We start from the raw sequence: 26,638 nt of genomic DNA, 5'->3' as shown, positions 1-26,638 counted from the left end.
GGTAACGCCCGCGGGCTCGCGAAGTCGAGGGGCTAGCGCCTAGGCCGCCTCGGCCAGCGTCACTTCGGCCCGCCCGAAGCGCGCCGAGGAGATCCCCGGCAGCGCGCGCAGCCGGGCGACCATTTCCTCGTCGATGCGGAAGTTGCGACCGATCACCACTTCGGCCTGGCCTTGCGCGCCATAGGCTGCCCAGACCCGCACCGTGCTGCGCCCGCCGCGCTCGCCGCCGATCAGCTCGGCCAGCCGCGGCAGCACCCCGGGATCGGTGACTTCGAGGTCGATGATCAGCCGCTGCGTGCTTGCCAGCGCCTCGAACGGCTGGACCCGCTTGACCGATACCCGCGGCGAATCCTCGCCCGGCCGCTTGTCGAGCTCGACCGTCAGCACCGCACAGCCGCCGGCCTGGGCCGCCGACTCCAGGTCCTTCGCGGCCATTTCGTCGAAACAGCTGGTCAGCGTCTGCGCGCTCTGATCGCTGATCGTCGCCATCATGTAGCGGTTGCCGCGGGCCGAAGTGCGCCAGCGCGCATTCTCGATCAGCGCCGCGATCGTCGCGCCGACGCGTCCGCCCTCGGGAATCGCGATCTCGCCGAGCGAGGCGATCTCGCGCACGCCCTGCGAGCGGATCAGATGCTGGTAGCGATCGAGCGGATGCGCCTCGAAATAATAGCCGAACGCGTCCTTCTCGGCGCCGATCTTGTCGGCCAGCGACCAGTGCGCGCTCTTGGGCAGGTTGATCGCGCCACCGCTCGGCTCGGCTTCGCCGAACAGCCCGCCCTGCCCGCTCGTCCGGTTCTCGTGGGTGCGCTGCGCCACCGCCAGGATCGTCTCCGCAGCGGCATAGACCCCGGCGCGATTGGGCTCGATCGCATCGAAGGCGCCGGCTGCCGCCAGCGTCTCGAGTTGGCGCTTGTTGAGCAGCCGCGGATCGACGCGCTTGGCGAAGTCGTCGAGCGAGCGGAACCGCCCCTTGTCCTCGCGCTCCTCGATCAGCAGCTCCATCGCGCGTTCGCCGACGCCCTTCAGCGCGCCGAGCGCATAGCGCACCGCTAGCCCGTCATTGTGCTTCTCGACATGGAAGTCGGCAAGGCTCGCGTTGATGTCCGGCGCGAGGCATTCGATGTCCAGCCGGCGCATGTCGTCGGCAAAGATCGCCAGCTTGTCGGTCTGGTGGATGTCGTACGCCATAGACGCCGCGAAGAACTCGTGCGGATGGTGCGCCTTCAGCCACGCGGTCTGATAGGCGAGCAGCGCATAGGCGGCGGCGTGCGACTTGTTGAAGCCATAGCCGGCAAACTTGTCGATCAAGTCGAACAGCTCGTTGGCCTTGCCCGCCTTGATGCCGTGGACCTTGGCGCAGCCTTCGACGAAGATCGCGCGCTGCTGATCCATCTCGGCCTTGATCTTCTTGCCCATCGCGCGGCGCAGCATGTCGGCGCCGCCCAGGCTGTAGCCCGCCAGGATCTGCGCGGCCTGCATCACCTGTTCCTGATAGACGAAGATCCCATAGGTCTCCTTCAGGATCGGCTCGAGCGTCTCGTGCGGGTAGATGATCTCCTCGCTGCCCTGCTTGCGGCGGCCAAAGCTCGGGATATTGTCCATCGGGCCCGGGCGATAGAGCGAGACGAGCGCGATGATGTCGCCGAAATTGGTCGGGCGCACCGCGGTCAGCGTGCGGCGCATGCCTTCGGATTCGAGCTGGAACACGCCGACCGTGTCGCCGCGTTGGAGCAGCGCATAAACCTCGGGATCGTCCCAGCTCAGCGTGTCCAGCTCGACCTCGAGCCCGCGATCGGCGAGCAGCTCGACGGCCTTTTTGAGCACCGACAGCGTCTTGAGCCCGAGAAAGTCGAACTTCACGAGTCCCGCACCCTCGACATATTTCATGTCGAACTGGGTGACCGGCATGTCGGATCGCGGATCGCGATACAGCGGCACGAGCTGGGCGAGCGGACGATCGCCGATCACCACGCCGGCGGCGTGAGTCGACGAGTGGCGCGGCAAGCCTTCGAGCCGCATCGACAGGTCGATCAGATGGCGGACGCTGCCGTCATTCTTATACTCGCTGTGGAATTCGCTGATCCCGTCGAGCGTGCGCTTGAGCGTCCACGGATCGGCGGGCAGGTTCGGGATCTGCTTGGCGAGGCGATCGACCTGGCCATAGCTCATCTGGAGCACGCGGCCGACATCCTTGAGCACGGCGCGCGCCTTCATCGTCCCGAAGGTGATGATCTGCGCCACGGTGTCGCGGCCATATTTCTCCTGGACGTAGCGGATCACCTCGACCCGCCGGGTTTCGCAGAAATCGATGTCGAAATCGGGCATCGAGACGCGTTCGGGATTGAGGAAGCGTTCGAACAGCAGGCCCAGCTTGAGCGGATCGAGATCGGTGATCGTCAGCACCCAGGCGACTACCGAGCCGGCGCCCGATCCGCGGCCCGGGCCCACCGGAATGTCGTGCGCCTTGGCCCATTGGATGAAGTCGGCAACGATCAGGAAATAGCCCGGAAACCCCATCTGGATGATGACGTCGAGCTCGAATTCGAGCCGGGTGCGATAGGCTTCGATTTCCTCCGGCGCCGTGATCCCGGCCTTGCGGAGCCGCGCGTCGAGCCCGGTATGGCTGAGCTCGCGCAGCATCTTCGCCTCGCCCTCGCGATCGCCGGCAAGGCTGGGCAGGATCGGCTTGCGCTTGGGCGCGGCATAGGCGCAGCGCTGCGCCACCACCATCGTGTTGGCGATCGCCTCGGGCAGGTCGGCGAACAGCGTCTTCATCTCGCCCGCAGGCTTCATCCACGCATCGGGTGAGGAGCGCGGGCGATCGTCGCTGGCAATGTACGACGAATTGGCGATGCACAGCATCGCGTCATGCGCCTCGTGGAAATCCTGTTCGGGATAGCAGCACGGATTGGTGCCCACCAGCGGCAGGTTCCGGGCATACGCATAGTCGAGCAGCTTGGCCTCGGCCCGACCCTCGACCTCGTTCAGCCGGCGGACGATCTCGATATAGATCCGGTCGGGGAACAGTTCGGCCAGTGAATTGGCATAGGCCTCGGCGGCGCGGTCCTGCCCTTCGGCATAGAGCCTGGTGATCGCGCCCTCGGCGCCCGCGGTGAGGCACAGCAGCCCGTCGGTGCGGCCGCGCAGATCTTCGAACTCGACATGCGCGTCTTCCTCGATCGGCCGATCGAGATGCGCGCGCGAGACGAGGTCGCACAAATTGAGATAGCCAGTCTCGTCCTGGGCATAGAGCGCGATCCAGTCGATCGCGACCGGTGCCCCCTCGGCGAGCTCGGGCCGCTTGACCGCGAGCAGCGTGCCGACGATCGGCTGGACGCCCGCCTTCTTGCACGCGTCGGAAAAAGACATCGCCGCATAGAGCCCGTTGCGGTCCGCCACCGCCACGGCCGGGAAGCCGAGCTCGCGCGAGCGTTTGGCGATCGCCTTCGGCTCGATCGCCCCTTCGAGCATCGTGTAGGACGAAAAGACCCTGAGCGGTACGAACCCCGAATGCATGGCTAACCCTATGGCGCACCAAGGCGGGTTTTCAACCCGCTAGGGCCTGTCGTCCACAGCTTTGCGCCGGTTAACGAGGTCTTACCGGCCAACCTAGGGGACTCCCCCTTGTGGACCTCCCTTACCGCGCGGACGCGGATGGGATGCGACCGGAATGGCGACTCTCAGGCGGTCCGGGCAGATGTTGGTTAACGAAAATCAACGGCAAGGATGCACGGTCGGTGACCAGCTTCTTTCATGGCAGCGCACTGGTGGATGTCGACGCAGAGGGCAATGCGGCGATCCCCGGCTTCGTCGCCGAGGCGCTGGCCGATCAGGCCTCCGAGCTGATCGTCGCCAGACACGAGATCGATGACTGCCTGGTCGGCTACGGCCCCGCGCGGCTGGCAGTGCTGGCCGAGCGCAGCGAGCGCCGCCGCCTCGCCGACGAGGAACGCGGCGCCGAGGTCCGCAGCCACTATCATCGCATGCGCCGCACCTTCGGCATGGCAGACCGCCTCCCGCGCAGCGCCGCCACGATCCGCATTTCCGCCGCGATGCGCCACCTCGGCAAGATCGACGGCCTCGCGCTGTTCGTCGGCACCGGCGACAGCTTCGAAATCTGGAATCCCGAGCTGGCGATGGCGAGCGAAGATCCGCAGTTCCGCGATCTCGCCGCCTTTCAGCTCAGCAGCCACAACAACACGTCCCTGGGAGTACATTGAGATGGCGTTCCTCTGCACCGTGATGGGTCACAACCCGAACACCACGCGCCATTCGAACCAGGGCCTCGAATTCAGCCTTTGCCATCATTGCGGTCGGGATCTGATCCGCAGCGGGGCGGAGGGCGAGTGGACCGAAGTGCCCGAGGGCTTCCGCGTTGTCTGGCGGGAGTTCGGGCGGGCGGGGGACGCCGCTTCGGTCGCCGCACGGATGGCTCGCATGGCGCCTGCGCCACGCCGCCGCGATCCGCGCAACGCTCGTCCCGCCCCGCGCCGCGATCCGCGCGGCCGGCCGTTCACCGGCGTCGCCAGCATGGTCGGCACGCTGTCGAACCTCGGCAAGCTGATCGCCGGCGAAGTGGTCGAGCCCGATGTCGAGAAGAACGGCCAGTACGTCATCCACCTGCCCGGCGCAGGCATGCACTGATCGGGACGCGGGCAACCGCATCCCTTTAGCGCGGCGGCGGGCTGCTTCCTCCCCCGCCGTCGCGCAACCCTATCGTGATGGACTGCGCCTTGCGCCGAGCGGCGCCCGCAGTCTGCGCGCGGTGGTGGGGCTTCCCCTTCCCCCTAGCCCCACCACCACCCTTTCGGGCAGCGGAGAGCGCTCAGAGCAGCTTTTCGATGTCGGCCTTGAGATCTTCGGGCTTGGTCGTCGGCGCGTAGCGATCGACCACCTTGCCGCTGCGATCGACCAGGAACTTGGTGAAGTTCCACTTGATCCCCTTCGATCCCAGCAGCCCCGGAGCCTCGTCCTTGAGATGCTGGAACAGCGGCGCGGCCTCGGCGCCGTTGACATCGACCTTGGCATAGACCGGAAAGGTCACGTCGTAGGTCAGCGAGCAGAAGTTCGCGATCTCCGCGGCGTCTCCCGGCTCCTGCCCGCCAAACTGGTTGCACGGGAAGCCGAGCACGGTGAACCCGCGATCCTTGTACGCCCGCTGCAGCGCCTCGAGCCCCTCATATTGCGGCGTGAACCCGCATTTGGAGGCAGTGTTGACGATCAGCAGCACGTCGCCGTCATGCTCGGCCAGCGTCGTCTCGCTGCCATCGGCCTTGCGGACCGGGATCTGCGTCAGTTCGCTCATTGGAGATGCCCTTCCTGCAGCCGCACCACGCGGTCCATCCGCTCGGCCAGCCGCTCGTTATGCGTCGCGACCAACGCCGCCGAGCCTTCGCCGCGCACCAGGTTGAGGAATTCGGCGAACACCTTGTCCGCGGTCGCCTCGTCGAGATTGCCGGTCGGCTCGTCGGCGAGCACGAGTGCCGGGCGATTGGCGAGCGCGCGGGCGACGGCGACGCGTTGCTGCTCGCCGCCCGAAAGCTGGTTGGGCCGGTGGCTCAGCCGCTGCGCCAGCCCGAGTGCACCGAGCAGCTGCTCGGCCCGGGCATCGGCGGCGGCGCGGGTGGCGCCGTGGATCATCTGGGGCAGCACGACATTCTCGATCGCGCTGAAATCGGGAAGCAGATGGTGGAACTGATAGACGAACCCCAGGCTGTCACGGCGCACCTCGGTGCGCCCGCCCGCGGGAAGCTGCGCGGCCTCCTTGCCGGCGATGCGGATCGAGCCCTCGAAGCCGCCCTCGAGCAGCCCCACTGCCTGGAGCAAGGTCGACTTGCCCGAGCCCGAGGGACCGAGCAGCGCGACGATCTCGCCGGGCTGGATGTCGAGATCGACGCCGCGCAGCACGTCGATCACCGCCTCGCCCTGCTTGAAGCTGCGCTTGAGCCCGCGCGTCTGAAGGATCGGATCACTCATAACGCAGCACCTGTACCGGATCGGTGCCCGCCGCCTTCCAGGCCGGATACAGCGTGGCAAGGAAGGCGAACAGCATCGCCATCACGCAGATCCCGATCGTCTCGAACGGATCGGTCTTGGCCGGGAGCTCGGTAAGGAAGCGCATCGACGGGTCCCAGACCTGGGTGCCGGTGACCAGCCCGATGAACTGGACGACCTGCGCGCGGAAGGTGATGAACAGGAAGCCGAGCAGCCCGCCCGCCGCGACGCCGAGCACGCCGATCGTCGTTCCCACCGTCACGAAGATCCGCATCATCGCGCCGCGCGTCGCCCCCATCGTGCGCAGCACCGCGATATCGCGGGTCTTCGATCGGACCAGCATGATCAGCGACGAGACGATGTTGAACGACGCCACCAGCAGGATGATCGACAGCACGGTGAACGACACGATCCGATCGACCGACAGCGCTTCGAACAGCTCGCGGTTCATCTGGCGCCAGTCGATCATCTGGCCGCGATTTCCGATCTTCTCGTTCAAGGGCTCGATGATCTTCTGGACGTTGTCGGGGTCGATGGTGTTGATCTCGACCATGCTCACCGCGTCGCCGAGCAGCAGCAGCGTCTGCGCGTCCTCCATCGGCATGATGATGAAGATCTTGTCGAAATCATAGACGCCGACTTCGAAGATCGCGCCGACGGTGTAGGTCACCGATCGGAACATCGTCCCCATCGGCGTCGCCGCACCGGCCGGATTGATGATCGTGATCTTGCTGCCGACCGTGGCGCCCAGCGATTCGGCCAATCGCGATCCGATCGCAATCTGCTCACTTCCGGCGGTCAGACGATTGAGCGAGCCCAGCACTTCCTTGCCCTTGAGCGCGGCATTGCCGCGGATATCCTCGACGCGCATGCCGCGGATCTGGGCGAATTCGACGCGGCCGTTGAAGCTGGCGAACAGCGGCTGCTCGATCAGCGGAAGGGCGCTCGTCACCCCGGGCGTCGCCTGGGCCTGCGCAGCGATCTGGCGCCAGTCGCGCAGCTGACCATTATAGCCCTGGATCACCGCATGGCCGTTCAGCCCGGTGATCTTGTCGAACAGCTCGGCGCGGAATCCGTTCATCACGCTCATCACCACGATCAGCGCGGCGACGCCGAGCATCACCGCGACCAGGCTGAACCCGGCGACCACGGCGATGAACGCCTCGCTGCGCCCCGGCAGCAGATAGCGGCGGGCAATCATCCGCTCGAAACGGGAAAGTAGCATGCGGCGGCAGCGCCCTTTTGGAAACTCGTCGGCCCATCTAGGGGCGCCGCCGGGCGGTGGCAATCCAATGCCCTCGCGCGCGGCCAATTCCGACTGCGAAGCGGCATGTTGCTGAATTGTCACAGGGTGCGACCAATCTGCGCCTAGCCCTTGTAAAGCCAGTGACAAAAGGCGGCGTCCGACGTAGCAGACCCAAGTCGAAACGCAGGCAGCAAATGGCCGTGGTTCGGGGAGGGTTCAGCCCCGCTCGTAGGCAAGTACGAGCGCGCGGGCAGGGCCTCACAAAGGGGGCTGACGAGCAGTCGTCACGCAGGCGCCCGGATCGGAAACGGTCCGGGCGTTTGCCGTTTCTGGCCTCCGCAATCCTTTTTTCAGAGAAAAGAGGGAGACGGTGCGGGTACCGCCTCCCTCCCCTAACGTCCCCCGGCCATGGCGAGACGTCAGAGCGCGATGGTCAGAACGACTTGCTGACCGTAACGCCATAGGTGCGCGGATCGCCCGGCTGGCCGACGATCAGCCCGGTGCTGCCCGACTGCGTCGAGAGCAGCTCGAAATAATGCTGATCGAAGGCGTTGCGGACCCAGCCATAGAGGTTGAAATCGCCCTGCCGGTATCCGGCGCGGAAGTTCGACAGCGAATAGCCTTCGATCCAGGTGTACGCCGATGCCGAAGGGTTGGACGAGAAGCGCGAACGGTAATTGCCGTCATAGCCGAGATAGATTTGGCCCTTGCCCACCGGCAGATTGGCCTCGGCGCCATAGCCGAATGCCCATTTGGACACGCCGGGCAGCCACTGCCCGGTGATGTTGCACACCAGCGGGCTGAGCCCCGGCGTGCCCGCGGCGGCCGGCGTCGCGCCGTTGATCGCCGGATTGCCGCCCGAAAGCTCGGGCGGGCACGGCGCATTGCGGAAATCGGCATAGCGCGCGTCGGTGAAGGCACCATTGCCATAGAGGCTGAGGCGCTCGCTCGGCCGGAACGACGAGTCGAACTCGAAGCCGCGCACCCGCACCCGGCTGGCATTGGCGAGATAGCCACGGATCACCGTGGTCTGGCCGTTGTTCACCGTCGCCTGATAATCCTGGATGATCGTCCAGAACCCCGCCAGGTTGAGCGTCGCACGCCGGTCGAGGAACTGGGTCTTGAGCCCCAGTTCGAAATGATCGACCTTTTCGGGCTTGACCGTCGCGACGTCGAGGATCGGGTTGTTGGCGCTGTCGAGCGGCAGGCCGGAAAGGTTGATACCCCCGATTTGAAGCTGCGCGCGTAGGTGGCATAGCCATGCACGTCGCGGCTGAAATCATAGGAGAGCGTGAAGTCGCCCGAGACGTTCCAGTCGCTGAATTCGGGCGAATAGCTTTGCGGGGCCAGCACGCCGCGCTGGTCGGCGGTCAGCGTGGTGCTCCCCGCGCCGTTGGTCACCACCGCGAGATACGATCCGCTCTTCTTGTCGTAATTGACCCGCAGGCCGGGCTGGAGGTGGACGCCCTGCCCCACTTCCCAATTGAGCTTGCCGAACACCGCGAAGCTGGTGTTGTCGAAGCTGATCGTGTTGGTCGAGGTCAGCCCGTTGAGCACTGCGGGGTTGCACGCCGCGGTCGTCGGCGTGGCGCAGCCGCTGGCGCCAGGGACCACCGAGGCGCCGGGATTGAGCAGCCAGCGGCTCGCCGCGGGCCCTTGCACCTGCGAGCCCGAAGTATCGATGGTCTGGTGGAAGTAGAAGGCGCCCAGCGTATATTGGAGCGCGGAGTCGCCGTTCGAGGCGAGCCGCACTTCCTGCGAGACCTGCTTCTGCTTCGACGGGTTCTGCGAGACGGTAGTGATCGGCAGCCCGATGAAATCGCGGTCGTTCTTCGGCTGCCAGTCCCAATAGCGCCAGGCGCTCACCGAGGTCAGCGTCGCGAAGCCCAGATCCCAATTGGCGACCAGCGAGGCGCCGCCGATCTCCTGACGCGAATTTATCTCGGCATCGAGATCGGTGACGCGATCGAACGGATCGGTGCTCGGCGGCGCATAGCCAAACGCGGCGGCGAGCGCGGCATATTGGCGGTTGAGCGGCCGCTGGGTCGCGCCGACCCGGGCGTAATATTGCACGCAGCACAGCGGGTTCTGCCGGTTGAAGTCGCCCGCCAGCGTCAGATCGAGATTGGGCGTCGCCTTCCATAGGATCTGCCCGCGCAGACCGAAATTCTGCAGCCGGTGCAGGTCTTCGCCGCTGCTCACATTGTGGACCGTGCCGTCACGATCGGTCAGCGAGGTCGAAAGGCGCACCGCCACCGTGTCGCTCAACGGGCCCGAAACCGACGACTTGGCCTGGATGAAATCGTAATTGCCCAGGCTCAGCTCGACGCGGGCCTCGGGGGTGAAGCTGGGCTTGCGCGTGGTGATGTTGATCGCGCCGGCAGTGGTGTTCTTGCCGTAGAGCGTGCCCTGGGGGCCGCGCAGCACCTCGACCCGGTCGACATCGACGAAGTCGAAGGTCGAGGCGCCGATGCGGCCGATATAGACGCCGTCGACATAGAAGCCGACGCCCTGCTCGATCCCGTCATTGGTGAGGCCGAACGGCGCGCCCAGCCCCCGGATGTTGATCGCGGAATTGCGCGGGTTGCTCGAATAGAATTGCAGCGCCGGCTGCGATTGCTGGAGCCGGTTGACGTTGAACGCGCCGGTCTTGGCCAATTCCTCGCCACTGATCACCGATACCGCGATCGGCACGTCCTGCACGCGCTCCTCGCGACGCCGCGCGGTGACGACGATATCGCCGGGGGTTTGCTGCTGGACTTCGGGTTGCTCGGGATCATCCGCAGGCGCGGGCGCCGAAGCCACCGCGGCCACCGTCGGATCGTCGCGCAGCGGCGCAGCCGTCGCGATCGGCGAAGTTCCGGCAAGAAGCAGCAGCGATAGCGAAGCCAGGCTCATCAATTTCCCCTTGGAGTCTTTAGTCTCGTTGTCGCGGCTAATCTCCACTGCTTTGGGGGGATTTAGCGAGCAAGCGAATCTTGGGGAAGCCCTAGCTGCGATTGATCGGGCGTGGATCGGCCCCGTTTCTGCGCACTTGAAACCCTGGCGACCGCTTACAATCTTGGCGCTGCACGGTGCCGCATAAGGGCCGCGCAAGTGGCGCCGCGATATTTCGGGCGTCGTATCAAGACGTTCATTTTGCTCATTAGGAGGATCTGAAGATGCGTCAGTTTGATTTTACCCCGTTCCGCCGCTCCACCATCGGCTTCGACCGGCTGTTCGACTTGCTCGAAGCCAGTGCACGTCAGGCGAGCAGCGAGAATTATCCACCGTTCAACCTCGAGCGCCTTTCCGAGGATCGCTATCGCATCACGCTCGCCGTCGCCGGCTTCAAGCCCGACGAGATCGACGTGACCGCGCAGCAGAACCTGCTCCTCGTCCAGGGCAAGAAGGCGAACGAGAACGAGAACAATCAGGGCGCGTTCCTGCATCTGGGGATCGCCAATCGCAGCTTCGAGCGCCGCTTCGAGCTCGCCGATTTCGTGCGGGTCGACAGCGCGAACCTCGCCGATGGCCTGCTCGTGATCGAGCTGGTCCGCGAAGTTCCCGAAGCGATGAAGCCCAAGAAGATCGCCGTCGGCACCGGCAGCGAGCCCGCCGCAATCGCGCACCGCGACGCGGCCTAAGGCTAGGGCTCGCGGCGCTTTCCTCCCTTTGGCGCCGCAGCAGGGGCGTCCGGACGTGGTCCGGACGCCCTTTGCGTTTTCATCGGAGGTGTTCTTGCAGCCAATGCAATTGCGGCGCTCTCCGCCATGGTACAGAGCCAGATGTAGCGTAGGAGGTGTCGGATGTTGCTCGCACTCAGTCTGTTGCTGGCCCAGTCCGTTCCTGCCCAGGCCGTTCCGGCCCAGGATCCCGACATCGTCGTCACTTCCCAAGCGCCGGCCCGCGCCGCCAAGGCACGCCGCTATATCGAGCGCATCTCTCTTCCTGACCCTGACAACCGCCCGCTGGCGCGCTTCACCGATCCGATCTGCGTCGGCAGCGGCGGCCTGCCCGCGGCCGCGGGACAGGCGGTGGTCGATCGGGTGAGCGAAATCGCCGCTTCGGTCGGGCTGGAAGTCGCCGCGCCGGGCTGCGCGCCGAACCTGCTGGTGCTGTTCGTCGAAGACAGCCGCGCCGCGGTGCGCACGCTGGCGCGCAAGGACTCGGTCGGCATCAAGGGCCAGTCGCTCGCCGACGTCGATCGCATCCTCGAAGAGCCCGGCCATGCCCGCGCCTGGGTCGAGGTCGAGACCCGCAGCCGCGACGGCGAGCGCCCGAGCCGCGCGCCGAACGATCCCGCCATCCTCAACGTCGCCACGTCGACGCGGATGTCGTCGCCGGTGCGCCGCGACATATTGAGCGCGACGGTACTGGTCGATCGCGATTCGGTTGCCGGCAAGGACCTCGCCCAAGTCGCCGAATATGCCGCAATGCGTGCATTAACCGGCGCAAAACTGCGCAAAAGCGACGAAAAGGGATCGATTCTGGCGCTTTTCACGCCGGATGGCGATGCCGCCGCGCCGACCCGTCTCAGCGATTTCGATCGCAGCTATCTCGAGGGACTCTATGCCGGGCGCGGCGATCTTCTCCCGATCGCCAAGCGCCAGCGCATCGTCGCCCATATGATCGACGAGAAGCGGTGAGGTTTCGCTGTCCTACAGCGGGGGAATGAGTCTAGCCTTGCCGCGCGATCGCTCGCCGCTCTTTTCGACCGTCCAACACCGTCTCTGGAGTGTTGGCAACAATCTTGCTTTTGCACGCAACGGAATTTCACGAACCACATGCATTCTGTGACGCTAAGCTGAAATTTCCCTACAGCTATCCGCGCGGCGGCCCAAGCAGCCAGGGCTTCACCCGCCCGGTCGGCCTCGCGGTTCCGTCGAGTCGCTCGGCTCTTAGTATCTGCACCGGCTTGAGGATCATCTGGTCCTTCATCGCGTCGCGCCCCCCGCCGGTGGGCAGCGCCAGCATCGCCTTGACCACGTCCATTCCCGATACGACATGGCCGAACGCTGCGAATCCGCCCGAGGCACCCCGCGCGTCGAGCGACGGATTGTCGCCGACCATGATCGAGAAGTTGCAATTGGCGCCATTCGGGTTCGGCCCGTGCGCCATCGAGATAACGCCATCGAGATGCTTGATCCCGGTCCTGCTCGTCGGCTCCAGCGGCAGCGGATCGAGCATCCGCCGCGCGTCCGTGCCGATCCCGCCCTGGACGAAGCCGAACTTCGGGTTGCCCTTGCGCCGCGCCGATCGATAGAAGCTCGTGCCCTCCAGCCGCCCGTCATCGACATAAGCGAGGAAATTGGCGGTGGTCTTCGGCGCCCGCTTCGCGTCGAGCGCGAGCACGATCGGCCCGGCCGAAGTCACCAGCCGGACGCGGACCATGCCGGCGATCGGCCCGCCCTGCGGTGCCGGTGCGGCAGCGAGCAGCGGCGCCGCGGCAAGCGCCAGCAACCCCTGCAATAGCCGCCGGCGATGCTGCATCAGACCAGGCGCGACTGCTTGACCGCCGCCTCGATGAAGCTCTTGAACAGCGGGTGCGGCTCGAACGGCTTGGACTTGAGTTCGGGGTGAAACTGCACGCCGACGAACCAGGGATGATCGGGCCGCTCGACGATTTCGGGCAGCGAGCCATCGGGGGACATACCCGAGAACACGAGGCCGCCCTTTTCCAGCACGCCCTTATAGTGGGTGTTGACTTCGTAGCGGTGACGATGCCGCTCGCTGATCTCTTCCGATCCATAGATCGAGGCGACCACCGAATTGCCGCCCAGCTTCGCGGGATAGGCACCGAGCCGCATCGTACCGCCCAGATCGCCGCCTTCCTCGCGCTTCTGGAGACCTTCCTCGGTCATCCATTCGGTGATCATGCCGACCACCGGCTCTTCCGTGGGGCCGAATTCGGTCGTCGACGCCCTGCCCAGCCCTTCGGAACGCGCGCCTTCGACACAGGCCATCTGCATCCCCAGGCAAATGCCGAAGAACGGCACCTTGCGCTCGCGGGCGAAGCGCACGCCGGCGATCTTGCCCTCGCTGCCGCGCTCGCCGAACCCGCCGGGGACGAGGATGCCGTGCATCGGCTCCAGCATCGCGGTGACTTCGTCGCTATCGTCCTGCTCGAACAATTCGGCGTCGAGCCAGCGGATGTTGACCTTCACTCGATTGGCGATGCCGCCATGGGTCAATGCCTCGGTCAGCGACTTATAGGCGTCGGGGACACCCATATATTTGCCGACCACGCCGATCGTCACTTCGCCTTCGGGATTGGTGACTCGCTCGACGATATCGTCCCAGCGCGCGAGATCGGGTGCCTCGCCGGGTTCGATCCCGAAGGCGCGGAGCACTTCGATGTCGAGACCCTCGCGGTGATATTGCAGCGGTACCGCGTAGATGCTCTTGGCGTCGAGCGCCGGAATCACCGCCTCGGTCCGCACGTTGCAGAATTGGGCGATCTTGGCGCGCTCGTTCGCGGGCAATTCGCGTTCAGAGCGGCAGACCAGCACATCGGGCTGCACCCCCAACGCGGCGAGCTCGCGGACGCTGTGCTGGGTCGGCTTGGTCTTGAGCTCGCCCGCGGCGGCGATGAACGGCACCAGCGTTACGTGGATGCTCACCGTCTGGCCGCGGCCGAGATCGTTGCGCAACTGGCGGATCGCCTCGATGAACGGCAGCGATTCGATGTCGCCCACCGTGCCGCCGATTTCGCAAAGCACGAAATCGAGATCCTCGGTCTCTGCCTGGGCAAATGCCTTGATCGCGTCCGTAACGTGCGGGATCACCTGCACGGTGGCACCGAGATAATCGCCGCGACGCTCGCGTTCGATGATCGTCTTATAGATCCGACCCGACGTGACGTTGTCGGCCTGGCGCGAGGCGACCCCGGTGAAGCGTTCGTAATGGCCCAGATCGAGATCGGTCTCGGCGCCGTCGTCGGTGACGTAGACCTCACCATGCTGGTGCGGCGACATCGTGCCGGGATCGACATTGAGATAGGGATCGAACTTGCGGATGCGGACTCGATAGCCTCGCGCCTGGAGCAGCGCCGCGAGGCTAGCCGCCATGAGACCTTTGCCGAGCGAGGAGACCACGCCGCCGGTGATGAAGATATACCGCGCCATGGGAGAAAACGCCTAACGTCATTGGACGCGCGCCGACAAGCGCACGAATCCAAATTATTTTTCGGTGCGCCCCGTTTTGGGGTGCGGCGAGCTTATTGCGCGAGCGGAACCTGGCCGTTTGCCGGGGCTTCGGCAGGAGCCGCCGCGGGCGCGGTGCCGTTGCCGGCTGCGAACGGAACGCTGCCGTTGGGCGCCGCCGTGGGCATCGCCGCGGGAGCAACGGCGCTCGGCGCACGCTGGAGCGAGGTGTCGATCGTGGTGTTATGCCGAGTCGCGGCGATGACCGCGAGCACGATCGACATGCCGATGAACAGGGTCGCCAGGATCGCGGTCGAGCGAGTCAGGAAATCCGCGGCGCCGCGCGCCGACATCAGGCCCGAAGGGCTGCCGCCCGTGGTGAGCCCGCCGCCTTCCGAACGCTGCATGAGGATCACGGTCACGAGCAGTGCCGCGATGATAGCGTGGACGACGAGTAGGAAGGTGAACATCTAGACCGGACCTGTTGAGAAAGCGGCGACATAGGGGAGCCGCGCCCGGGGATCAACCACGACCTGTCCCAACGCGGCATCCGCAATTTCGAACTAAACCCGTAACATTTCGCCAACGCACTGAAACCACTGCGGCTCGGCTGCGTTTGTGTTGATGACTCCGATACGGGCCGGGGTCGTAACGGATGAGAAGAAGCCGTGAACGCAATGCCAGACCAGTCGCTGTCTTCGTGGAAGAACACGCTGATCGATTATGTTCGATCGGGAGAACCCGATCTTACCAATCGGCAAATGGCGCTGCTGATGCTCGTTTATCTGGAAGCGGGGCCCCACACCGTACGCGGACTCGCTCGGGCATTGAACGTTTCAAAGCCAGTCGTTACCCGCGCCTTGAATCGCCTCGGCACACTCGGCTATCTGCGCCGCCAACGCGACGACACCGACAAGCGCAACATCTTCGTCGCGCGTACCGCTGAAGGGGCAGAGTTTCTTGCAGAATTCGGGCATTTCCTCGCTGGCGACCACATCAGCGAGCCCGTCGCCCGCAGGGCCAACGCGTAAGCGTTTCGCTCTGAAGGGGCGATCGGCGACGATCGACCCTCGCGTTGACGCCGTTCGCCGCGATCTTGCCGATGTGCGACTCGCGGAGCGCGTGTTCGCGCCGCATTATGCCGCACCGATGCCGCGGGCCGTCGCCGGCCCCTCGCCGCTCCGCGCCGCCTCGAAGGCCGATTCGGAAGTTCTGGCGGAGCTCGCCGCGGGCGAAAGCTTCGAAGTGCTCGAATTTGCCGGCAATTGGGCCTGGGGCATCGCGCCGGCGCACAATCTCGTCGGTTACCTCGACGCCTCCGCGCTTATGGAGCTTGCGGCGTGAGCGTGCGCGTGTTCATCGACGGTGCCGTCGGCACCACCGGCCTGGAGATTCGCGATCGGCTCGCCGGCCGCAGCGAGATCGAATTGCTCGTCCTGGCCGAAGCCGACCGCAAGGACGCGGCGAAGCGCGAAGAGGCGCTCAACGCCACCGATTTCGTGATCCTCTGCCTTCCCGACGACGCGGCGCGCGACGCCGTGGCGATGATCGTCAATCCCAACGTCCGGGTGATCGACGCGTCTACCGCGCACCGTGTCGCACCCGATTGGGTCTATGGCTTTGCCGAGCTCGAGCCCGGCCAGCTCGGGGCGATCGCCGAGGCGACACGCGTGAGCAATCCCGGCTGCTATCCCACGGGGTTCCTTGCACTGGTCCGCCCGCTGATCCGCGCGGGGCTGGTGCCGCATGATTATCCGCTAAGTGTCAACGCAGTCTCGGGCTATTCGGGCGGCGGCAAATCGATGATCGCCGAATTCGAGGATGCCGGCGCGCCGGGCTACACCCAGACGGCGTTCCGCAATTACGGGCTCGGCCTAGCGCACAAGCACGTTCCCGAGATGCAGAAGCACGCGCGGATCGTCCATCCGCCGATCTTCCAGCCTGCAGTGGTCCATACCTATCGCGGGATGCTCGTCGAAGTGCCGCTGCCGCTCCACGCCTTCACCCGGCGCCCGTCGATCGAGGCGCTCGAGAACGCATTGCGCGACGCCTATAAGGACTGCCCGCTGGTCCGCGTGCTTCCCGGCGATGGCGCGACGGTGACGATCGAAGAGGATGCCGGCACCGACCGGCTGAGCCTGAGGGTGTTCGGCAATGCCGAGACCGGCCAGGCGCGCCTGGTTGCTACGCTCGACAATCTCGGCAAGGGAGCCGCCGGCGCCGCGGTGCAGAACCTCAACATCATGGCCGGCTTCGATCCCGTGGCGGGGCTCGTCCTCTAGCCGCATCTATTCGCGTCCGCGCGCTTGATCTTTGCCGCGGCTTGGTGTCTCGCACGCCAAACAGTCGACGAGAGGCAATATATGCACCAGCCCGTAGGCAAATTGCTGCTGTTCGGAGCAACCGGCGATCTTGCGCAGCGCATGCTGCTGCCGTCGCTTTACGCGCTGCACGCCGATGGGCTGCTGCCCCAGGGGCTGACGATCACGGGCACTGCGCGTTCGGAAAAGGACGACGCCGATTTTCGCGACTTCGCCCGCCACGCGCTCGACGAGTTCCTTCCCGCCGATCGTAAGGACGACAGCGCTGTCGGGAGCTTTCTCGAGCGGCTCAACTATCAGGCGCTCGACGCGTCGCAGACCGACGGCTTCGGTGCGCTCAAGGAGAAGGTCGGCGACATCTCGGGCGGGCTGGCGATCTTCCTGTCGACCGCGCCGTGGCTGTTCGGCCCGACGATCAAAGGGCTTGAGGCGGCCGGCCTCGCGGGTCCGAATGTTCGCATCGGGCTCGAAAAGCCGCTCGGCCGAGATCTCGATTCTAGCCGCGAGATCAACGATCTCGTCGCCGCCGCCTTCCCCGAGGATCGCACCTTCCGGATCGATCACTATCTCGGCAAGGAGACAGTGCAGAACATCCTCGCGCTGCGCTTCGGCAACTCGCTGTTCGAGCCGGTGTGGAACGCGCAGGGCATCGATCATGTCCAGATCACCGTCTCGGAAACGGTCGGCCTGGAAGGACGCGCCGGCTTTTACGACGATATCGGCGCGCTGCGCGACATGGTGCAGAACCACATGCTCCAGCTGGTCTCGCTGATCGCGATGGAGCCCCCTGCCCGCTTCGACGCGACCGCGATCCGCGACGAGAAGGTGAAGGTTCTCCGCTCGCTGCGCAAGATCAGCGCGACCGAGGCCCCCCACCTCACCGTCACCGGCCAATATGGCGGCGGCGCCGTGAAGGGCGAGATCGTCCGCGACTATGCCACCGATCTCGAAAAGCCTTCGAACACCGAGACCTTCGTCGCGATCAAGGCGCATGTCGACAATTGGCGCTGGCACGGGGTGCCCTTCTATCTGCGCACCGGCAAAAGGCTCGCCGAGCGACGCTCCGAGATCGTCATCCAGTTCAAGCCGGTGCCACATTCGATCTTTGCCGATCGCGGCGGCGCGCTCCAGCCCAACACGCTGGTGATCCGCCTCCAGCCCGAAGAATATGTCCGCCTGCTGGTTATGGCCAAGCAGCCGGGACTGGATCGGGACGGGGTGCGGCTGCGCGAAGTGCCGCTCAACCTGAGCCTCGACACCGAATTCGCCGGCACGCGCCGCCGCATCGCCTATGAGCGCCTGCTGCTCGACCTGATCGAGGGCGATCCGACGCTGTTCGTGCGGCGTGACGAAGTTGAGGCGCAGTGGGAGTGGATCGACGGCATCCGCGCCGGCTGGGAAGCCAACGACATGACGCCCAAGCCCTATGCCTCGGGCAGCTGGGGTCCCTCCGCCTCGATCGCGCTCACCGAGCGCGACGGGGTGACGTGGAACGAATAGCCCCGACACCCCATATTCCTACAGAACCAGCGAAATCCAGGAGCGAGCATGACGACCGAAATCGAATGGTGGGACTATGACAGTGCCGACGAGATGGCCGAGGCCGTCGCGGGCGATGTCCAGTTCATCATCGAGAGCGCCATCGACGCCCGCGGCGCCGCGGTCATCGCGCTTTCCGGCGGCAAGACCCCGCTGCCGATCTACGAGAAGCTCGCCAAGGCGAAGCTCGACTGGAAGCGCGTGACGATCGTGCCGGGCGACGATCGCCTGGTGCCGCTGGGCGACCCGCTGTCCAACGTCACAGCGATCGGCAAAATCTTCATCCCCAAGGGCGCGCGCGTGATCCCGCTGATCAGCGCGACCGTGGCCGACTACAAGGCGGCGGGCCGCGCGGCCGATGCGATCCTGCAGGACCTGCACTGGCCGCTCGATCTCTGCCTGCTGGGTGTCGGCGGCGATGGGCATTGCGCGTCGATCTTCCCGGGCGCGGACTATGATGAGGCGCTGAACGGCCCCAAGGAACGCCGCGCGCTGGGCGTGATGCCCGATCCGCTGCCCCCCGAGGCGCCGGTCGCGCGCGTGACGCTGAGCCGTTCCGCGATCGTTTCGGCGCGCGCGCTGATGATCGCCGTCACGGGCCAGACCAAGCGCGACGTGCTCGAGGCCGCCATCGAACAGGGCGCCTCCTCGTCCTATCCAGTCGGCCGCGTGCTGGCCGATGTCGAATTGCCCATCGATATCCACTGGGCGGCGTAACGCCCTCTTCGCGAAAGCGAGCGGAGTTTTGACATGACGACCCTCCAATCCGAAATCGCCGCCGTCACCGATCGGGTGATCGAGCGGTCGCGGGCGAAGCGTGCCGCCTATCTCGATCTGATCCGCCGCGAGCGCGAATCCGGTGCCGACCGGCCTCGCCTGGGCTGCGCCAACCTGGCGCATGCCTATGCCGGCACCGACGAGCAGCGCGACCTGATGACCCCGGGCAACCGGATGAACATTGGCATCGTTACCTCGTATAACGACATGCTCTCTGCACACGCGGTCTATTATCGCTACCCCGAGCAGATGAAGGTCTGGGCGCTGGAAGCCGGCGCCACGGCGCAGGTCGCCGGCGGCGTGCCCGCGATGTGCGACGGCGTCACCCAAGGCTATCAGGGCATGGAGCTGTCGCTGTTCAGCCGCGACACGATCGCGCTGTCCACCGGCATCGCTTTGTCCCACCGCGTATTCGAGGGCGCGGCGCTGCTCGGCATCTGCGACAAGATCGTGCCGGGGCTATTGATGGGCGCGCTGCGCTTTGGCCATCTGCCGATGATAATGATCCCCGGCGGACCGATGCGCTCGGGCCTTGCCAACAAGGACAAGGCGGCAGTTCGCGAGCGCTATGCCGAAGGAAAGGCCACGCGCGAAGAGCTGCTGGCCTCGGAGATTGCAGCCTATCACAGCAAGGGGACCTGCACCTTTTACGGGACCGCCAATTCGAACCAGATGATGATGGAAGCGATGGGCCTCCACATGCCCGGCGCGGCGTTCGCCAATCCGGGCACCAAGCTGCGCCAGGAACTTACGCGCGCCGCGGTCCACCGCCTCGCCGATATCGGCTGGGCAGGCAATGACTACCGCCCGATCGGCCATGTCGTCGACGAAAAGGCGATCGTGAACGCCGCGATCGTGCTGCTCGCCACCGGCGGATCGACCAACCATCTGATCCACGTCCCCGCCTTTGCCCGGGCAGCAGGGATCGTGATCGACTGGGACGATTTCGACCGGCTCTCGCGCACCGTGCCGCTGCTCACGCGTGTCTATCCCAACGGCTCGGCCGATGTGAACGGCTTCGAGGACGCCGGCGGACCCAGCTTCGTGATCCGCGAACTGCTCAAGGGCGGGCTGATGCACGGCGATACGCTTACCGTCGCGAAAGGCGGCATGGCCGCTTACGGCGAGAAGCCGGCGATCGAGGGCGACGCGCTTGTCTGGCAGGCGCATCCCGCACAGAGCGGCGACGATTCGATCATCCGCACCGTGGACGCCCCCTTCTCGCCCGAGGGCGGTTTCCGCATCCTCAAGGGCAATCTGGGCCGGGCGTGCATCAAGGTCAGCGCGGTCGAGCGCGATCGCTGGACGATCGAGGCGCCGGCGCGTGTTTTCTCCGACCAGTCCGAAGTTCAGGACGCGTTCAAGGCGGGAGAACTCGAGCGCGACGTGATCGTCGTGGTGCGCTTTCAGGGCCCCAAGGCCAACGGCATGCCCGAGCTCCACAAGCTCACGCCGCCGCTGGGCGTGCTCCAGAATCGCGGCTTCCGGGTTGCGCTGGTCACCGACGGGCGCATGTCGGGCGCCAGCGGCAAGGTGCCGTGCGCGATCCACCTTTCGCCCGAGGCGATCGGGGGCGGCCCCATCGGCAAGGTCCGCGATGGCGACATCCTGCGGCTCGATGCCGAGGCAGGCATCCTCGAAGCGCTGGTCGACGCTGCCGAGTGGGACGCACGCGAAAACGTCGTTGCCCCCCCGCCGGCGGTGGGCACCGGCCGCGAATTGTTCGCGATGATGCGGCATCATGCCGACGAAGCCGAGCTCGGCGCATCGGCAATGCTCGCCGAAGCCGGCCTCTAACGCCGTCCCCCGCCCTTCGCGCGAGGGCGGGCCGGCAGGGTCAGGCCAACCGACTTTACATCCGCGGCGCTAACGCAGAGAAGGGCGCCCGCACCGACTGCCAACGTTGACAGGCGGCGGGCGGAGAGGGTTCGAGGGAGAAGGCATGGAAGTCGTCGCGGTCGATATCGGGGGCACGCACGCACGCTTCGCGCTGGCGGAAGTTGCAGAAGGGCGTGTGGTTTCGCTCGGCGAGCCGGTGACGCTCAAAGTCGCCGAGCACGCCACCTTCCCGCTCGCCTGGGCGGCGTTTGGCGAGCAGCTCGGTCGCCCGGTGCCGCGTTCGGCCGGCATCGCCGTCGCCTCGCCGGTGAACGACACGCTGATCAAGTTCACCAACAACCCCTGGATCATCCGTCCACCGCTGATCAAGGAGCGGCTGGGCGTCGATCACTATGCGCTGATCAACGATTTCGGCGCGATCGGACACGCCGTCGGCCAGCTTGGCGACGACGCTTATGTCCATCTCTGCGGACCCGACGTGCCGCTGCCCGATCATGGCGCGATCACCGTGTGCGGGCCTGGCACCGGGCTCGGCGTGGCGCAGGTGTTCCGCCAGCGCGGCAACTACCATGTGATCCCGACCGAGGGCGGCCATATGGACTTCGCCCCGCTCGATAATATCGACGATGCCATCATCAAGCGCCTGCGGCCGACCTATACCCGCGTCTCCGCCGAGCGCGTCTGCGCCGGGCCGGCGCTGGTCAACATCTACGAGACGCTTGCCCAGATGGAGGGCAAGCCAGTGATGCATCTCGACGACAAGCGGCTGTGGGAACTCGCACTGAGCGGAAGCGACGCGCTTGCCACTGCGGCGCTCGAGCGCTTCTGCCTCACCCTGGGCGCGGTCGCGGGCGACCTGGCGCTGGCGCACGGGCCGACCGGGGTGGTAATTGCCGGCGGACTGGGGTTGCGTCTCAAGGACCGTTTGGTCCAATCGGGCTTCGGCCAGCGCTTCGTCGCCAAGGGGCGCTTCCAGAGCCTCATGTCGACGATCCCGGTCAAGATCATCACCTATGAGCAACCCGGCCTCTATGGCGCCGCGGCGGCCTTTGCGCAGGAGCACGCGCTTTGACGACCAACCCGACGATCCAGGAAATCATGCGCACCAGCCCGGTGATCCCGGTGCTGGTGATTGAGGATGCCGCGACGGCCCGTCCGCTCGCCGAGGCGCTGGTCAAGGGCGGCCTGCGCGTGCTCGAAGTCACGCTGCGCACCGGCGCGGCGATCGAGGCGATCCAGGAGATGAAGAAGGTCGAAGGCGCGATCGTCGGCGCCGGCACTGTGATCAACCCCGATCAGTTCAGGCAGGTGATGGACGTCGATGCCGAGTTCATCGTCTCGCCCGGCCTTACCGAGCGGCTCGCCGACCCGATCATCGCCAGCGGCGTGCCCTATCTTCCGGGCATCGCCAATGCGGCCGACATCATGCGCGGGCTCGACCTGGGCTTGACCCATTTCAAGTTCTTCCCGGCCGAGACCTCGGGCGGGCTCAAGGCGCTGAAGGCACTGGCCGCGCCCTTCTACCAGTCGCGCTTCTGCCCCACCGGCGGGGTGAGCCTGGCGAGCGCGCCCGAATGGCTCTCCTTCGATCCGGTGCTCTGCGTCGGCGGCAGCTGGATCACTCCCAAGGGCGCGACCTTCGAGCAGGTCGAGACCCTCGCGCGCGAGGCGGCTGCGCTGAAAGGCTGAGCGTCGCCGACGGGCGCGGGATCTGCGTGTCAGATCCCGTGCGCAGCGCGATAGGCGCGCCACTTTGCGACATTGGCGTTATGCTGCTCGAGCGTGTCGGCAAACACATGGCCGCCTGAGCCGTCCGCGACGAAATAGAGCGCGTTGGACTGCGCGGGATCCAGCACTGCGTCGATGCTTGCACGGCCCGGATTCGCGATCGGCCCGGCCGGGAGCCCGGTCATCGCATAGGTGTTGTAGGCATTCTTCGCCTGGACTTCGGATTTGAGGATCCGCCGGCCGAGCGGCTTTCCCTTGGTGATCGGATAGATGATCGTCGGATCGGCCTGGAGCGGCATGCCCAGCTTGAGCCGGTTGGCATAGACCGCCGCCACCATCCGGCGCTCCTCGGGCTTTCCCGTCTCCTTTTCGACGATAGACGCGAGGATCAGCGCATCGCGCGGCGTGGTCACCGCGATCCCCGGCTTGCGGCGTTGCCACGCGCCGGCGAGATACTGGACCATCGCCTTTTGCATCTGGTCGAGCACGCCCTGGCGGGTATCGCCGCGATTATAGGCATAGCTATCAGGCAGGACGGTGCCCTCGATCGGCGGCTTTATTGGGCCGCCGAGTTCCGGCGCTTTCATCAACGTCTCGTAGACCAGGATCGACGGCGTGCCCTCGGGAACGCGGACGAAGCGCTGGAGCGTCTTCCCGCCCTGCAGCATCTTGAGAACGTCGGATTCGCTGAGCTTGGCGAGCACGCGATACTCGCCCGCCTTGATCGGGTCACTGCTTCCGAGGATCTTCGACAATAGCACGAACTGGCGCGCCGACCGGATCGCACCGGCCTTTTCGAGCTCGGTCGCCGCCCGGCTGAGGCTGGCGCCCTGCGGGATCAGCACGGTAACATTGTTACCGGCCGGCCCGGCGCCCGCCCAGAGCTGGAGAATCCCCAATCCCGCGGCGACGAGCAGCAGCGCGGCGATCAGGATCGCGCAACCGCCGGTCCGCCGCCTGCGCGGCGGACGGCGCGTTCCGGGTTGGTCAGACAGCCTTCATCACCAGGCTGGCATTGGTACCGCCAAAGCCGAACGAATTGTTGAGCACGGCCTTGACCTTGCGCTCCTTGGCTTTGTGCGGGACGAGATCGACGCCGGCGCAATTCTCGCTCGGATTATCGAGGTTGAGCGTCGGCGGCACGATCTGGTCGCGCAGCGCGAGGATGCAGAAGATGCTCTCCACTGCGCCGGCGCCGCCGAGAAGGTGGCCGATCGCCGATTTGGTCGAGCTCATCGACAGGGTCTCGATCGCGCTGCCGAACAGCCGGCGGACACCGCCCAGCTCAAGCTCGTCGCCGAGCGGAGTCGAAGTGCCATGCGCGTTGATGTAATCGATGTCGCTGAAGTCGAGGCCCGACTTCTTCATCGCCATCTGCATCGAGCGGAACGCGCCCGAGCCTTCGGGGTGCGGCGCGGTGACGTGATAGGCGTCGCCCGACAGGCCATAGCCGATCACCTCGGCGTAGATCTTGGCGCCACGCTTCTTGGCATGCTCATATTCTTCGAGCACTACCACGCCGGCGCCTTCGCCCATCACGAAGCCGTCGCGGTCCTGGTCCCAGGGGCGGCTGCCCCGCCACGGCTCGTCGCGGAAGTTGGTCGACAGCGCGCGGGCCTGGCCGAAGCCGGCAATGCCGATCGGGCAGATCGCGCCCTCGGCGCCACCCGCGAGCATGATGTCGGCATCGTCCGCCGCGATCATCCGTGCGGCGTCGCCGATCGAATGCGCACCGGTGGAGCAGGCCGTCACCACCGCGTGATTCGGCCCCATCAGACCATATTTGATCGAAACCTGACCAGAAATCAGGTTGATCAACCGACCATGGACGAAATGCGGCGAGACGCGCTTGGGCCCCTTCTCGGCGAGCACGAGCAATTCGCTCTCGATTCCCGGCAAGCCTCCAATGCCGGCGCCGATCGAACAACCGGCGCGGAAGCGCGTCGCTTCGTCCATGTCGAGCAAGCCGGCATCCTCGATCGCCTGGCCGGCGGCATCGATGCCATAGATGATGAATGGGTCGACCTGGCGCTGAACCTTGTGGTCAACGCGCTTGTTCGGATCGAAGCCATATTCATGATCCGGCGCCTTCACTTCGCACGCATAATTGCTGTGGAAGTCCGTCGCGTCGAAGCGCGTGATCGTCGCGGCGCCCGATTTGGCGGCGATGATGTTCTTCCAGGCCGTCTCGACATCGGCACCCAGGGGGGTGACGAGCCCAAGGCCGGTCACGACTACGCGGCGCATGGCTTTCTCTCCGTCAAACTTCAGAAACTGTACGAACCAAGGACGCCAACATCGCGCCCTTCCCTAAAAAACGAAACGGCTCCCCGTCCGCACGCTCAAGGCCGGGACGGGAAGCCGCTGAATGGCAGTGCCGACCCATTAGGGGCGGGATCGCCTGGAGGGCGATCAGCCTTCCTGATGCTCGCTGATATACGACACGGCGTCGCCGACGGTCGCAATCTTCTCCGCGGCGTCATCGGGAATCTCGACCCCGAATTCTTCCTCGAAGGCCATCACCAGCTCGACGATGTCGAGGCTGTCAGCACCGAGGTCGTCGATGAAGCTTGCGGTCGGAACCACTTCCTTCGCGTCCACGCCAAGATGGTCGACGACAAGCGCCTGAACGCGGGTGGTGATCTCTTCCTGGTTGGCCATGGTCCCTGTTTTCCTTTGTGACTGGGGCTCTAATTTCGTGTGAAACGCACCTAGTTCGCCGCCGGTGCCGTGGCAAGAGGGCGCGACAACGCCGCCAGACCCTCTCAGCCCTGCGCGAAGTCCCACGCTGCATATTGGAGCGTGCTGAGAAAAGCGAAATATTCGGCGAGCAGTTCGGCATTCTCGCGGGTCTGTTGCAATTCCTGGGTCACCGCGGCGCGGATCAGCCCCTGGCTTTCGACGGCGGTGAGCGGGCGATCGCGGGTTTCCTCCGGCAACGCCTGGAACTGGTCCTCCAGCGCGGCGGGATCAAAACCGCGCTCGGCCAGCACGCGCTGCGCCACCGGTAGCCCGACTTTCGCCAGCGCATAGATGCTTGCCGCCCTGGCCGCCCCCGCCGACCATTTATTTTCGGTCACACAGGCGTCCGCGGCCGCGCTGAGCCCCTTGCCCACGCTGGGATCGTAGCTGGGACGCTTGCCGCTCTCGCCGAGATTGCGGGCGGTGTCCGCCTCGATCTGGGTGCGCAGCGCGGGAACGAGCTTCTTGGCGACGCAATCCATCGTCGAAAGATCCGCGGCCTGAGCCGGCATCGCGGCGACAAGCAGGGCGGCAGCGGCGATCGTGCGCATCGTCATCAACTCCCGCCCAGGTCGGTCAAAGCATCGCCATCCCGCCATTGACGTGCAGGGTCTGGCCAGTGACGTAGCTCGCTTCCTTCGAGGCAAGATACACCACCGCAGCGGCGATGTCCTCGCCTTCGCCGAGCTTGCCCGCAGGAATACGTCCGAGCAGCGCATTCTTCTGCGCATCGGGAAGCACCTCGGTCATCGCCGAGCGGATGAAGCCCGGCGCGACGCAGTTGACGGTGATGTTGCGGCTGGCCAATTCCTGCGCGAGCGCCTTGGACATGCCGACAAGCCCCGCCTTGGAGGCGGCGTAGTTGGCCTGGCCCGGATTGCCGGTGGCGCCCACCACCGAGGTGATCGAGACAACGCGACCGAAACGCGCCTTCATCATCGGCTTGGCAGCGGCGCGGATCAGCCGGAACGCCGCCTCGAGGTTGACGCGGATCACCGTGTCCCACTCTTCGTCCTTCATCCGCATCGCGAGGTTGTCGCGGGTGACGCCCGCATTGTTGACGAGGATATCGAGCTTGCCGAGCGCCTCGACCGCCTGCGGCACGAGCGCATCGACCGCCGCACCGTCCGAAAGGTTGCACGCCAGCGCGACATGGTCGTCGCCCAACTCGGCGCGGAACGCCTCGAGCTTTTCGGCATTGGACCCCGAAACCGCCAGCCGGGCGCCCTGGGCCGCAAGCCCCTTGGCGATCGCGGAGCCGATGCCGCCCGATGCGCCGGTAACGAGAGCGGTCATGCCTGTGAGGTCGAACATGCTATTTCTCCAAT

The 26,638-nt window shown here is 65.8% G+C and carries 24 protein-coding genes and 1 pseudogene; 12 read left to right on the top strand and 13 right to left on the bottom strand.

What is annotated here, in order from left to right:
- Positions 1-39: 39 nt before the first annotated feature.
- Positions 40-3,516 carry a DNA polymerase III subunit alpha gene (gene dnaE / locus AB2M62_RS06700; protein ID WP_404338715.1) on the bottom strand — a complete coding sequence of 1,159 codons (3,477 nt, stop codon included), beginning with the start codon at positions 3,514-3,516 and terminating at the stop codon, positions 40-42.
- A 221-nt stretch (positions 3,517-3,737) separates the two neighbouring features.
- Between dnaE and AB2M62_RS06695 the strand changes: the two genes are divergently transcribed.
- Positions 3,738-4,220, top strand: coding sequence for a hypothetical protein (locus tag AB2M62_RS06695; RefSeq protein WP_404338713.1), 483 nt, complete (start codon positions 3,738-3,740; stop codon positions 4,218-4,220).
- Between the two features lies 1 nt (position 4,221).
- On the top strand, positions 4,222-4,644 hold the full coding sequence (locus AB2M62_RS06690; RefSeq protein ID WP_404338711.1) for a hypothetical protein: 423 nt from the start codon (positions 4,222-4,224) through the stop codon (positions 4,642-4,644).
- A 181-nt stretch (positions 4,645-4,825) separates the two neighbouring features.
- Here AB2M62_RS06690 and AB2M62_RS06685 read toward each other — a convergent pair whose 3' ends face one another.
- The 4 genes and pseudogenes from AB2M62_RS06685 to AB2M62_RS06670 all read right to left on the bottom strand — a co-directional run bounded on the left by AB2M62_RS06685 (position 4,826) and on the right by AB2M62_RS06670 (position 10,138).
- Positions 4,826-5,305, bottom strand: coding sequence for a glutathione peroxidase (locus tag AB2M62_RS06685; protein ID WP_404338709.1), 480 nt, complete (start codon positions 5,303-5,305; stop codon positions 4,826-4,828).
- Positions 5,302-5,976: an ABC transporter ATP-binding protein gene (locus tag AB2M62_RS06680; protein ID WP_404338707.1), complete on the bottom strand. Its 675-nt coding sequence runs from the start codon at positions 5,974-5,976 to the stop codon at positions 5,302-5,304. Before AB2M62_RS06680 ends, AB2M62_RS06685 begins: the two co-directional genes overlap by 4 nt.
- Positions 5,969-7,219, bottom strand: coding sequence for a lipoprotein-releasing ABC transporter permease subunit (locus tag AB2M62_RS06675; RefSeq protein ID WP_404338705.1), 1,251 nt, complete (start codon positions 7,217-7,219; stop codon positions 5,969-5,971). Before AB2M62_RS06675 ends, AB2M62_RS06680 begins: the two co-directional genes overlap by 8 nt.
- A 454-nt stretch (positions 7,220-7,673) precedes the next feature.
- Positions 7,674-10,138 (bottom strand): annotated as a pseudogene (locus tag AB2M62_RS06670) (TonB-dependent receptor).
- Between the two features lie 263 nt (positions 10,139-10,401).
- Here AB2M62_RS06670 and AB2M62_RS06665 point away from each other — a divergent pair.
- Complete coding sequence (locus AB2M62_RS06665; RefSeq protein WP_404338703.1) at positions 10,402-10,866, top strand: Hsp20 family protein; 465 nt, start codon at positions 10,402-10,404, stop codon at positions 10,864-10,866.
- Positions 10,867-11,028: 162 nt separating this feature from the next.
- Positions 11,029-11,868: a hypothetical protein gene (locus AB2M62_RS06660; RefSeq protein ID WP_404338701.1), complete on the top strand. Its 840-nt coding sequence runs from the start codon at positions 11,029-11,031 to the stop codon at positions 11,866-11,868.
- Positions 11,869-12,043: 175 nt separating this feature from the next.
- On the opposite strand, the gene AB2M62_RS06655 is transcribed toward AB2M62_RS06660, so the two are convergent.
- The 3 genes from AB2M62_RS06655 to secG form a co-directional block, all read right to left on the bottom strand.
- The gene (locus AB2M62_RS06655) at positions 12,044-12,712 is read right to left on the bottom strand and encodes a peptidylprolyl isomerase (RefSeq protein WP_404338699.1); all 669 of its coding nucleotides are present in this window, start codon (positions 12,710-12,712) and stop codon (positions 12,044-12,046) included.
- Positions 12,712-14,346, bottom strand: a complete 1,635-nt coding sequence (locus AB2M62_RS06650) for a CTP synthase (protein WP_404338697.1) — start codon at positions 14,344-14,346, stop codon at positions 12,712-12,714. Before AB2M62_RS06650 ends, AB2M62_RS06655 begins: the two co-directional genes overlap by 1 nt.
- Positions 14,347-14,438: 92 nt before the next feature.
- The gene (gene secG / locus AB2M62_RS06645) at positions 14,439-14,834 is read right to left on the bottom strand and encodes a preprotein translocase subunit SecG (protein ID WP_404338695.1); all 396 of its coding nucleotides are present in this window, start codon (positions 14,832-14,834) and stop codon (positions 14,439-14,441) included.
- A gap of 207 nt (positions 14,835-15,041) precedes the next feature.
- Between secG and AB2M62_RS06640 the strand changes: the two genes are divergently transcribed.
- From AB2M62_RS06640 to eda, 8 genes are all read left to right on the top strand, one after another.
- Complete coding sequence (locus AB2M62_RS06640) at positions 15,042-15,395, top strand: MarR family transcriptional regulator (protein WP_404339835.1); 354 nt, start codon at positions 15,042-15,044, stop codon at positions 15,393-15,395.
- Between the two features lie 91 nt (positions 15,396-15,486).
- Entirely contained in the window at positions 15,487-15,708 is a 222-nt protein-coding gene (locus AB2M62_RS06635; protein ID WP_404338693.1) for an SH3 domain-containing protein, read from the top strand.
- The gene (argC, locus tag AB2M62_RS06630; RefSeq protein WP_404338691.1) at positions 15,705-16,646 is read left to right on the top strand and encodes an N-acetyl-gamma-glutamyl-phosphate reductase; all 942 of its coding nucleotides are present in this window, start codon (positions 15,705-15,707) and stop codon (positions 16,644-16,646) included. The genes AB2M62_RS06635 and argC overlap by 4 nt, the downstream gene beginning before the upstream one ends.
- A gap of 81 nt (positions 16,647-16,727) precedes the next feature.
- Positions 16,728-18,185: a glucose-6-phosphate dehydrogenase gene (gene zwf / locus AB2M62_RS06625; RefSeq protein ID WP_404338689.1), complete on the top strand. Its 1,458-nt coding sequence runs from the start codon at positions 16,728-16,730 to the stop codon at positions 18,183-18,185.
- A gap of 48 nt (positions 18,186-18,233) precedes the next feature.
- Positions 18,234-18,941, top strand: coding sequence for a 6-phosphogluconolactonase (gene pgl, locus AB2M62_RS06620; protein ID WP_404338687.1), 708 nt, complete (start codon positions 18,234-18,236; stop codon positions 18,939-18,941).
- 33 nt (positions 18,942-18,974) lie between these two features.
- Positions 18,975-20,798: a phosphogluconate dehydratase gene (gene edd, locus AB2M62_RS06615; RefSeq protein ID WP_404338685.1), complete on the top strand. Its 1,824-nt coding sequence runs from the start codon at positions 18,975-18,977 to the stop codon at positions 20,796-20,798.
- A gap of 145 nt (positions 20,799-20,943) precedes the next feature.
- Positions 20,944-21,912 (top strand): glucokinase, encoded by a 969-nt coding sequence (glk, locus tag AB2M62_RS06610; RefSeq protein WP_404338683.1) that lies wholly within the window; start codon positions 20,944-20,946, stop codon positions 21,910-21,912.
- Positions 21,913-21,938: 26 nt separating this feature from the next.
- The gene (eda, locus tag AB2M62_RS06605; RefSeq protein WP_404339833.1) at positions 21,939-22,529 is read left to right on the top strand and encodes a bifunctional 4-hydroxy-2-oxoglutarate aldolase/2-dehydro-3-deoxy-phosphogluconate aldolase; all 591 of its coding nucleotides are present in this window, start codon (positions 21,939-21,941) and stop codon (positions 22,527-22,529) included.
- A gap of 29 nt (positions 22,530-22,558) precedes the next feature.
- On the opposite strand, the gene mltG is transcribed toward eda, so the two are convergent.
- The 5 genes from mltG to fabG all read right to left on the bottom strand — a co-directional run bounded on the left by mltG (position 22,559) and on the right by fabG (position 26,624).
- Positions 22,559-23,467 (bottom strand): endolytic transglycosylase MltG, encoded by a 909-nt coding sequence (mltG, locus tag AB2M62_RS06600; RefSeq protein WP_404338681.1) that lies wholly within the window; start codon positions 23,465-23,467, stop codon positions 22,559-22,561.
- Between the two features lie 88 nt (positions 23,468-23,555).
- The gene (gene fabF, locus AB2M62_RS06595) at positions 23,556-24,815 is read right to left on the bottom strand and encodes a beta-ketoacyl-ACP synthase II (protein ID WP_404338679.1); all 1,260 of its coding nucleotides are present in this window, start codon (positions 24,813-24,815) and stop codon (positions 23,556-23,558) included.
- A gap of 165 nt (positions 24,816-24,980) precedes the next feature.
- Entirely contained in the window at positions 24,981-25,229 is a 249-nt protein-coding gene (locus AB2M62_RS06590; protein WP_404338677.1) for an acyl carrier protein, read from the bottom strand.
- A gap of 104 nt (positions 25,230-25,333) precedes the next feature.
- Positions 25,334-25,867, bottom strand: coding sequence for a hypothetical protein (locus tag AB2M62_RS06585; RefSeq protein ID WP_404338675.1), 534 nt, complete (start codon positions 25,865-25,867; stop codon positions 25,334-25,336).
- Positions 25,868-25,886: 19 nt separating this feature from the next.
- On the bottom strand, positions 25,887-26,624 hold the full coding sequence (fabG, locus tag AB2M62_RS06580; RefSeq protein ID WP_404338673.1) for a 3-oxoacyl-[acyl-carrier-protein] reductase: 738 nt from the start codon (positions 26,622-26,624) through the stop codon (positions 25,887-25,889).
- Positions 26,625-26,638: the final 14 nt, after the last annotated feature.

Origin of the sequence: Sphingomonas sp. MMS12-HWE2-04 (assembly GCF_044881185.1) — a bacterium.
Lineage (GTDB): Bacteria > Pseudomonadota > Alphaproteobacteria > Sphingomonadales > Sphingomonadaceae > Sphingomonas.
The sequence above is the reverse complement of the archived record's forward strand: the minus strand, read 5'-3'. Positions and strand labels throughout refer to the sequence as shown.

Coding starts and splice junctions, on each gene's coding strand:
- dnaE (WP_404338715.1), bottom strand. CDS start 3,516: ATGCATTCGGGGTTCGTACCGCTCAGGGTCTTTTCGTCCTACACGATG.
- AB2M62_RS06690 (WP_404338711.1), top strand. CDS start 4,222: ATGGCGTTCCTCTGCACCGTGATGGGTCACAACCCGAACACCACGCGC.
- AB2M62_RS06685 (WP_404338709.1), bottom strand. CDS start 5,305: ATGAGCGAACTGACGCAGATCCCGGTCCGCAAGGCCGATGGCAGCGAG.
- AB2M62_RS06680 (WP_404338707.1), bottom strand. CDS start 5,976: ATGAGTGATCCGATCCTTCAGACGCGCGGGCTCAAGCGCAGCTTCAAG.
- AB2M62_RS06675 (WP_404338705.1), bottom strand. CDS start 7,219: ATGCTACTTTCCCGTTTCGAGCGGATGATTGCCCGCCGCTATCTGCTG.
- AB2M62_RS06665 (WP_404338703.1), top strand. CDS start 10,402: ATGCGTCAGTTTGATTTTACCCCGTTCCGCCGCTCCACCATCGGCTTC.
- AB2M62_RS06660 (WP_404338701.1), top strand. CDS start 11,029: ATGTTGCTCGCACTCAGTCTGTTGCTGGCCCAGTCCGTTCCTGCCCAG.
- AB2M62_RS06655 (WP_404338699.1), bottom strand. CDS start 12,712: ATGCAGCATCGCCGGCGGCTATTGCAGGGGTTGCTGGCGCTTGCCGCG.
- AB2M62_RS06650 (WP_404338697.1), bottom strand. CDS start 14,346: ATGGCGCGGTATATCTTCATCACCGGCGGCGTGGTCTCCTCGCTCGGC.
- secG (WP_404338695.1), bottom strand. CDS start 14,834: ATGTTCACCTTCCTACTCGTCGTCCACGCTATCATCGCGGCACTGCTC.
- AB2M62_RS06640 (WP_404339835.1), top strand. CDS start 15,042: ATGCCAGACCAGTCGCTGTCTTCGTGGAAGAACACGCTGATCGATTAT.
- zwf (WP_404338689.1), top strand. CDS start 16,728: ATGCACCAGCCCGTAGGCAAATTGCTGCTGTTCGGAGCAACCGGCGAT.
- pgl (WP_404338687.1), top strand. CDS start 18,234: ATGACGACCGAAATCGAATGGTGGGACTATGACAGTGCCGACGAGATG.
- edd (WP_404338685.1), top strand. CDS start 18,975: ATGACGACCCTCCAATCCGAAATCGCCGCCGTCACCGATCGGGTGATC.
- glk (WP_404338683.1), top strand. CDS start 20,944: ATGGAAGTCGTCGCGGTCGATATCGGGGGCACGCACGCACGCTTCGCG.
- eda (WP_404339833.1), top strand. CDS start 21,939: ATGCGCACCAGCCCGGTGATCCCGGTGCTGGTGATTGAGGATGCCGCG.
- fabF (WP_404338679.1), bottom strand. CDS start 24,815: ATGCGCCGCGTAGTCGTGACCGGCCTTGGGCTCGTCACCCCCCTGGGT.
- AB2M62_RS06590 (WP_404338677.1), bottom strand. CDS start 25,229: ATGGCCAACCAGGAAGAGATCACCACCCGCGTTCAGGCGCTTGTCGTC.
- AB2M62_RS06585 (WP_404338675.1), bottom strand. CDS start 25,867: ATGACGATGCGCACGATCGCCGCTGCCGCCCTGCTTGTCGCCGCGATG.
- fabG (WP_404338673.1), bottom strand. CDS start 26,624: ATGTTCGACCTCACAGGCATGACCGCTCTCGTTACCGGCGCATCGGGC.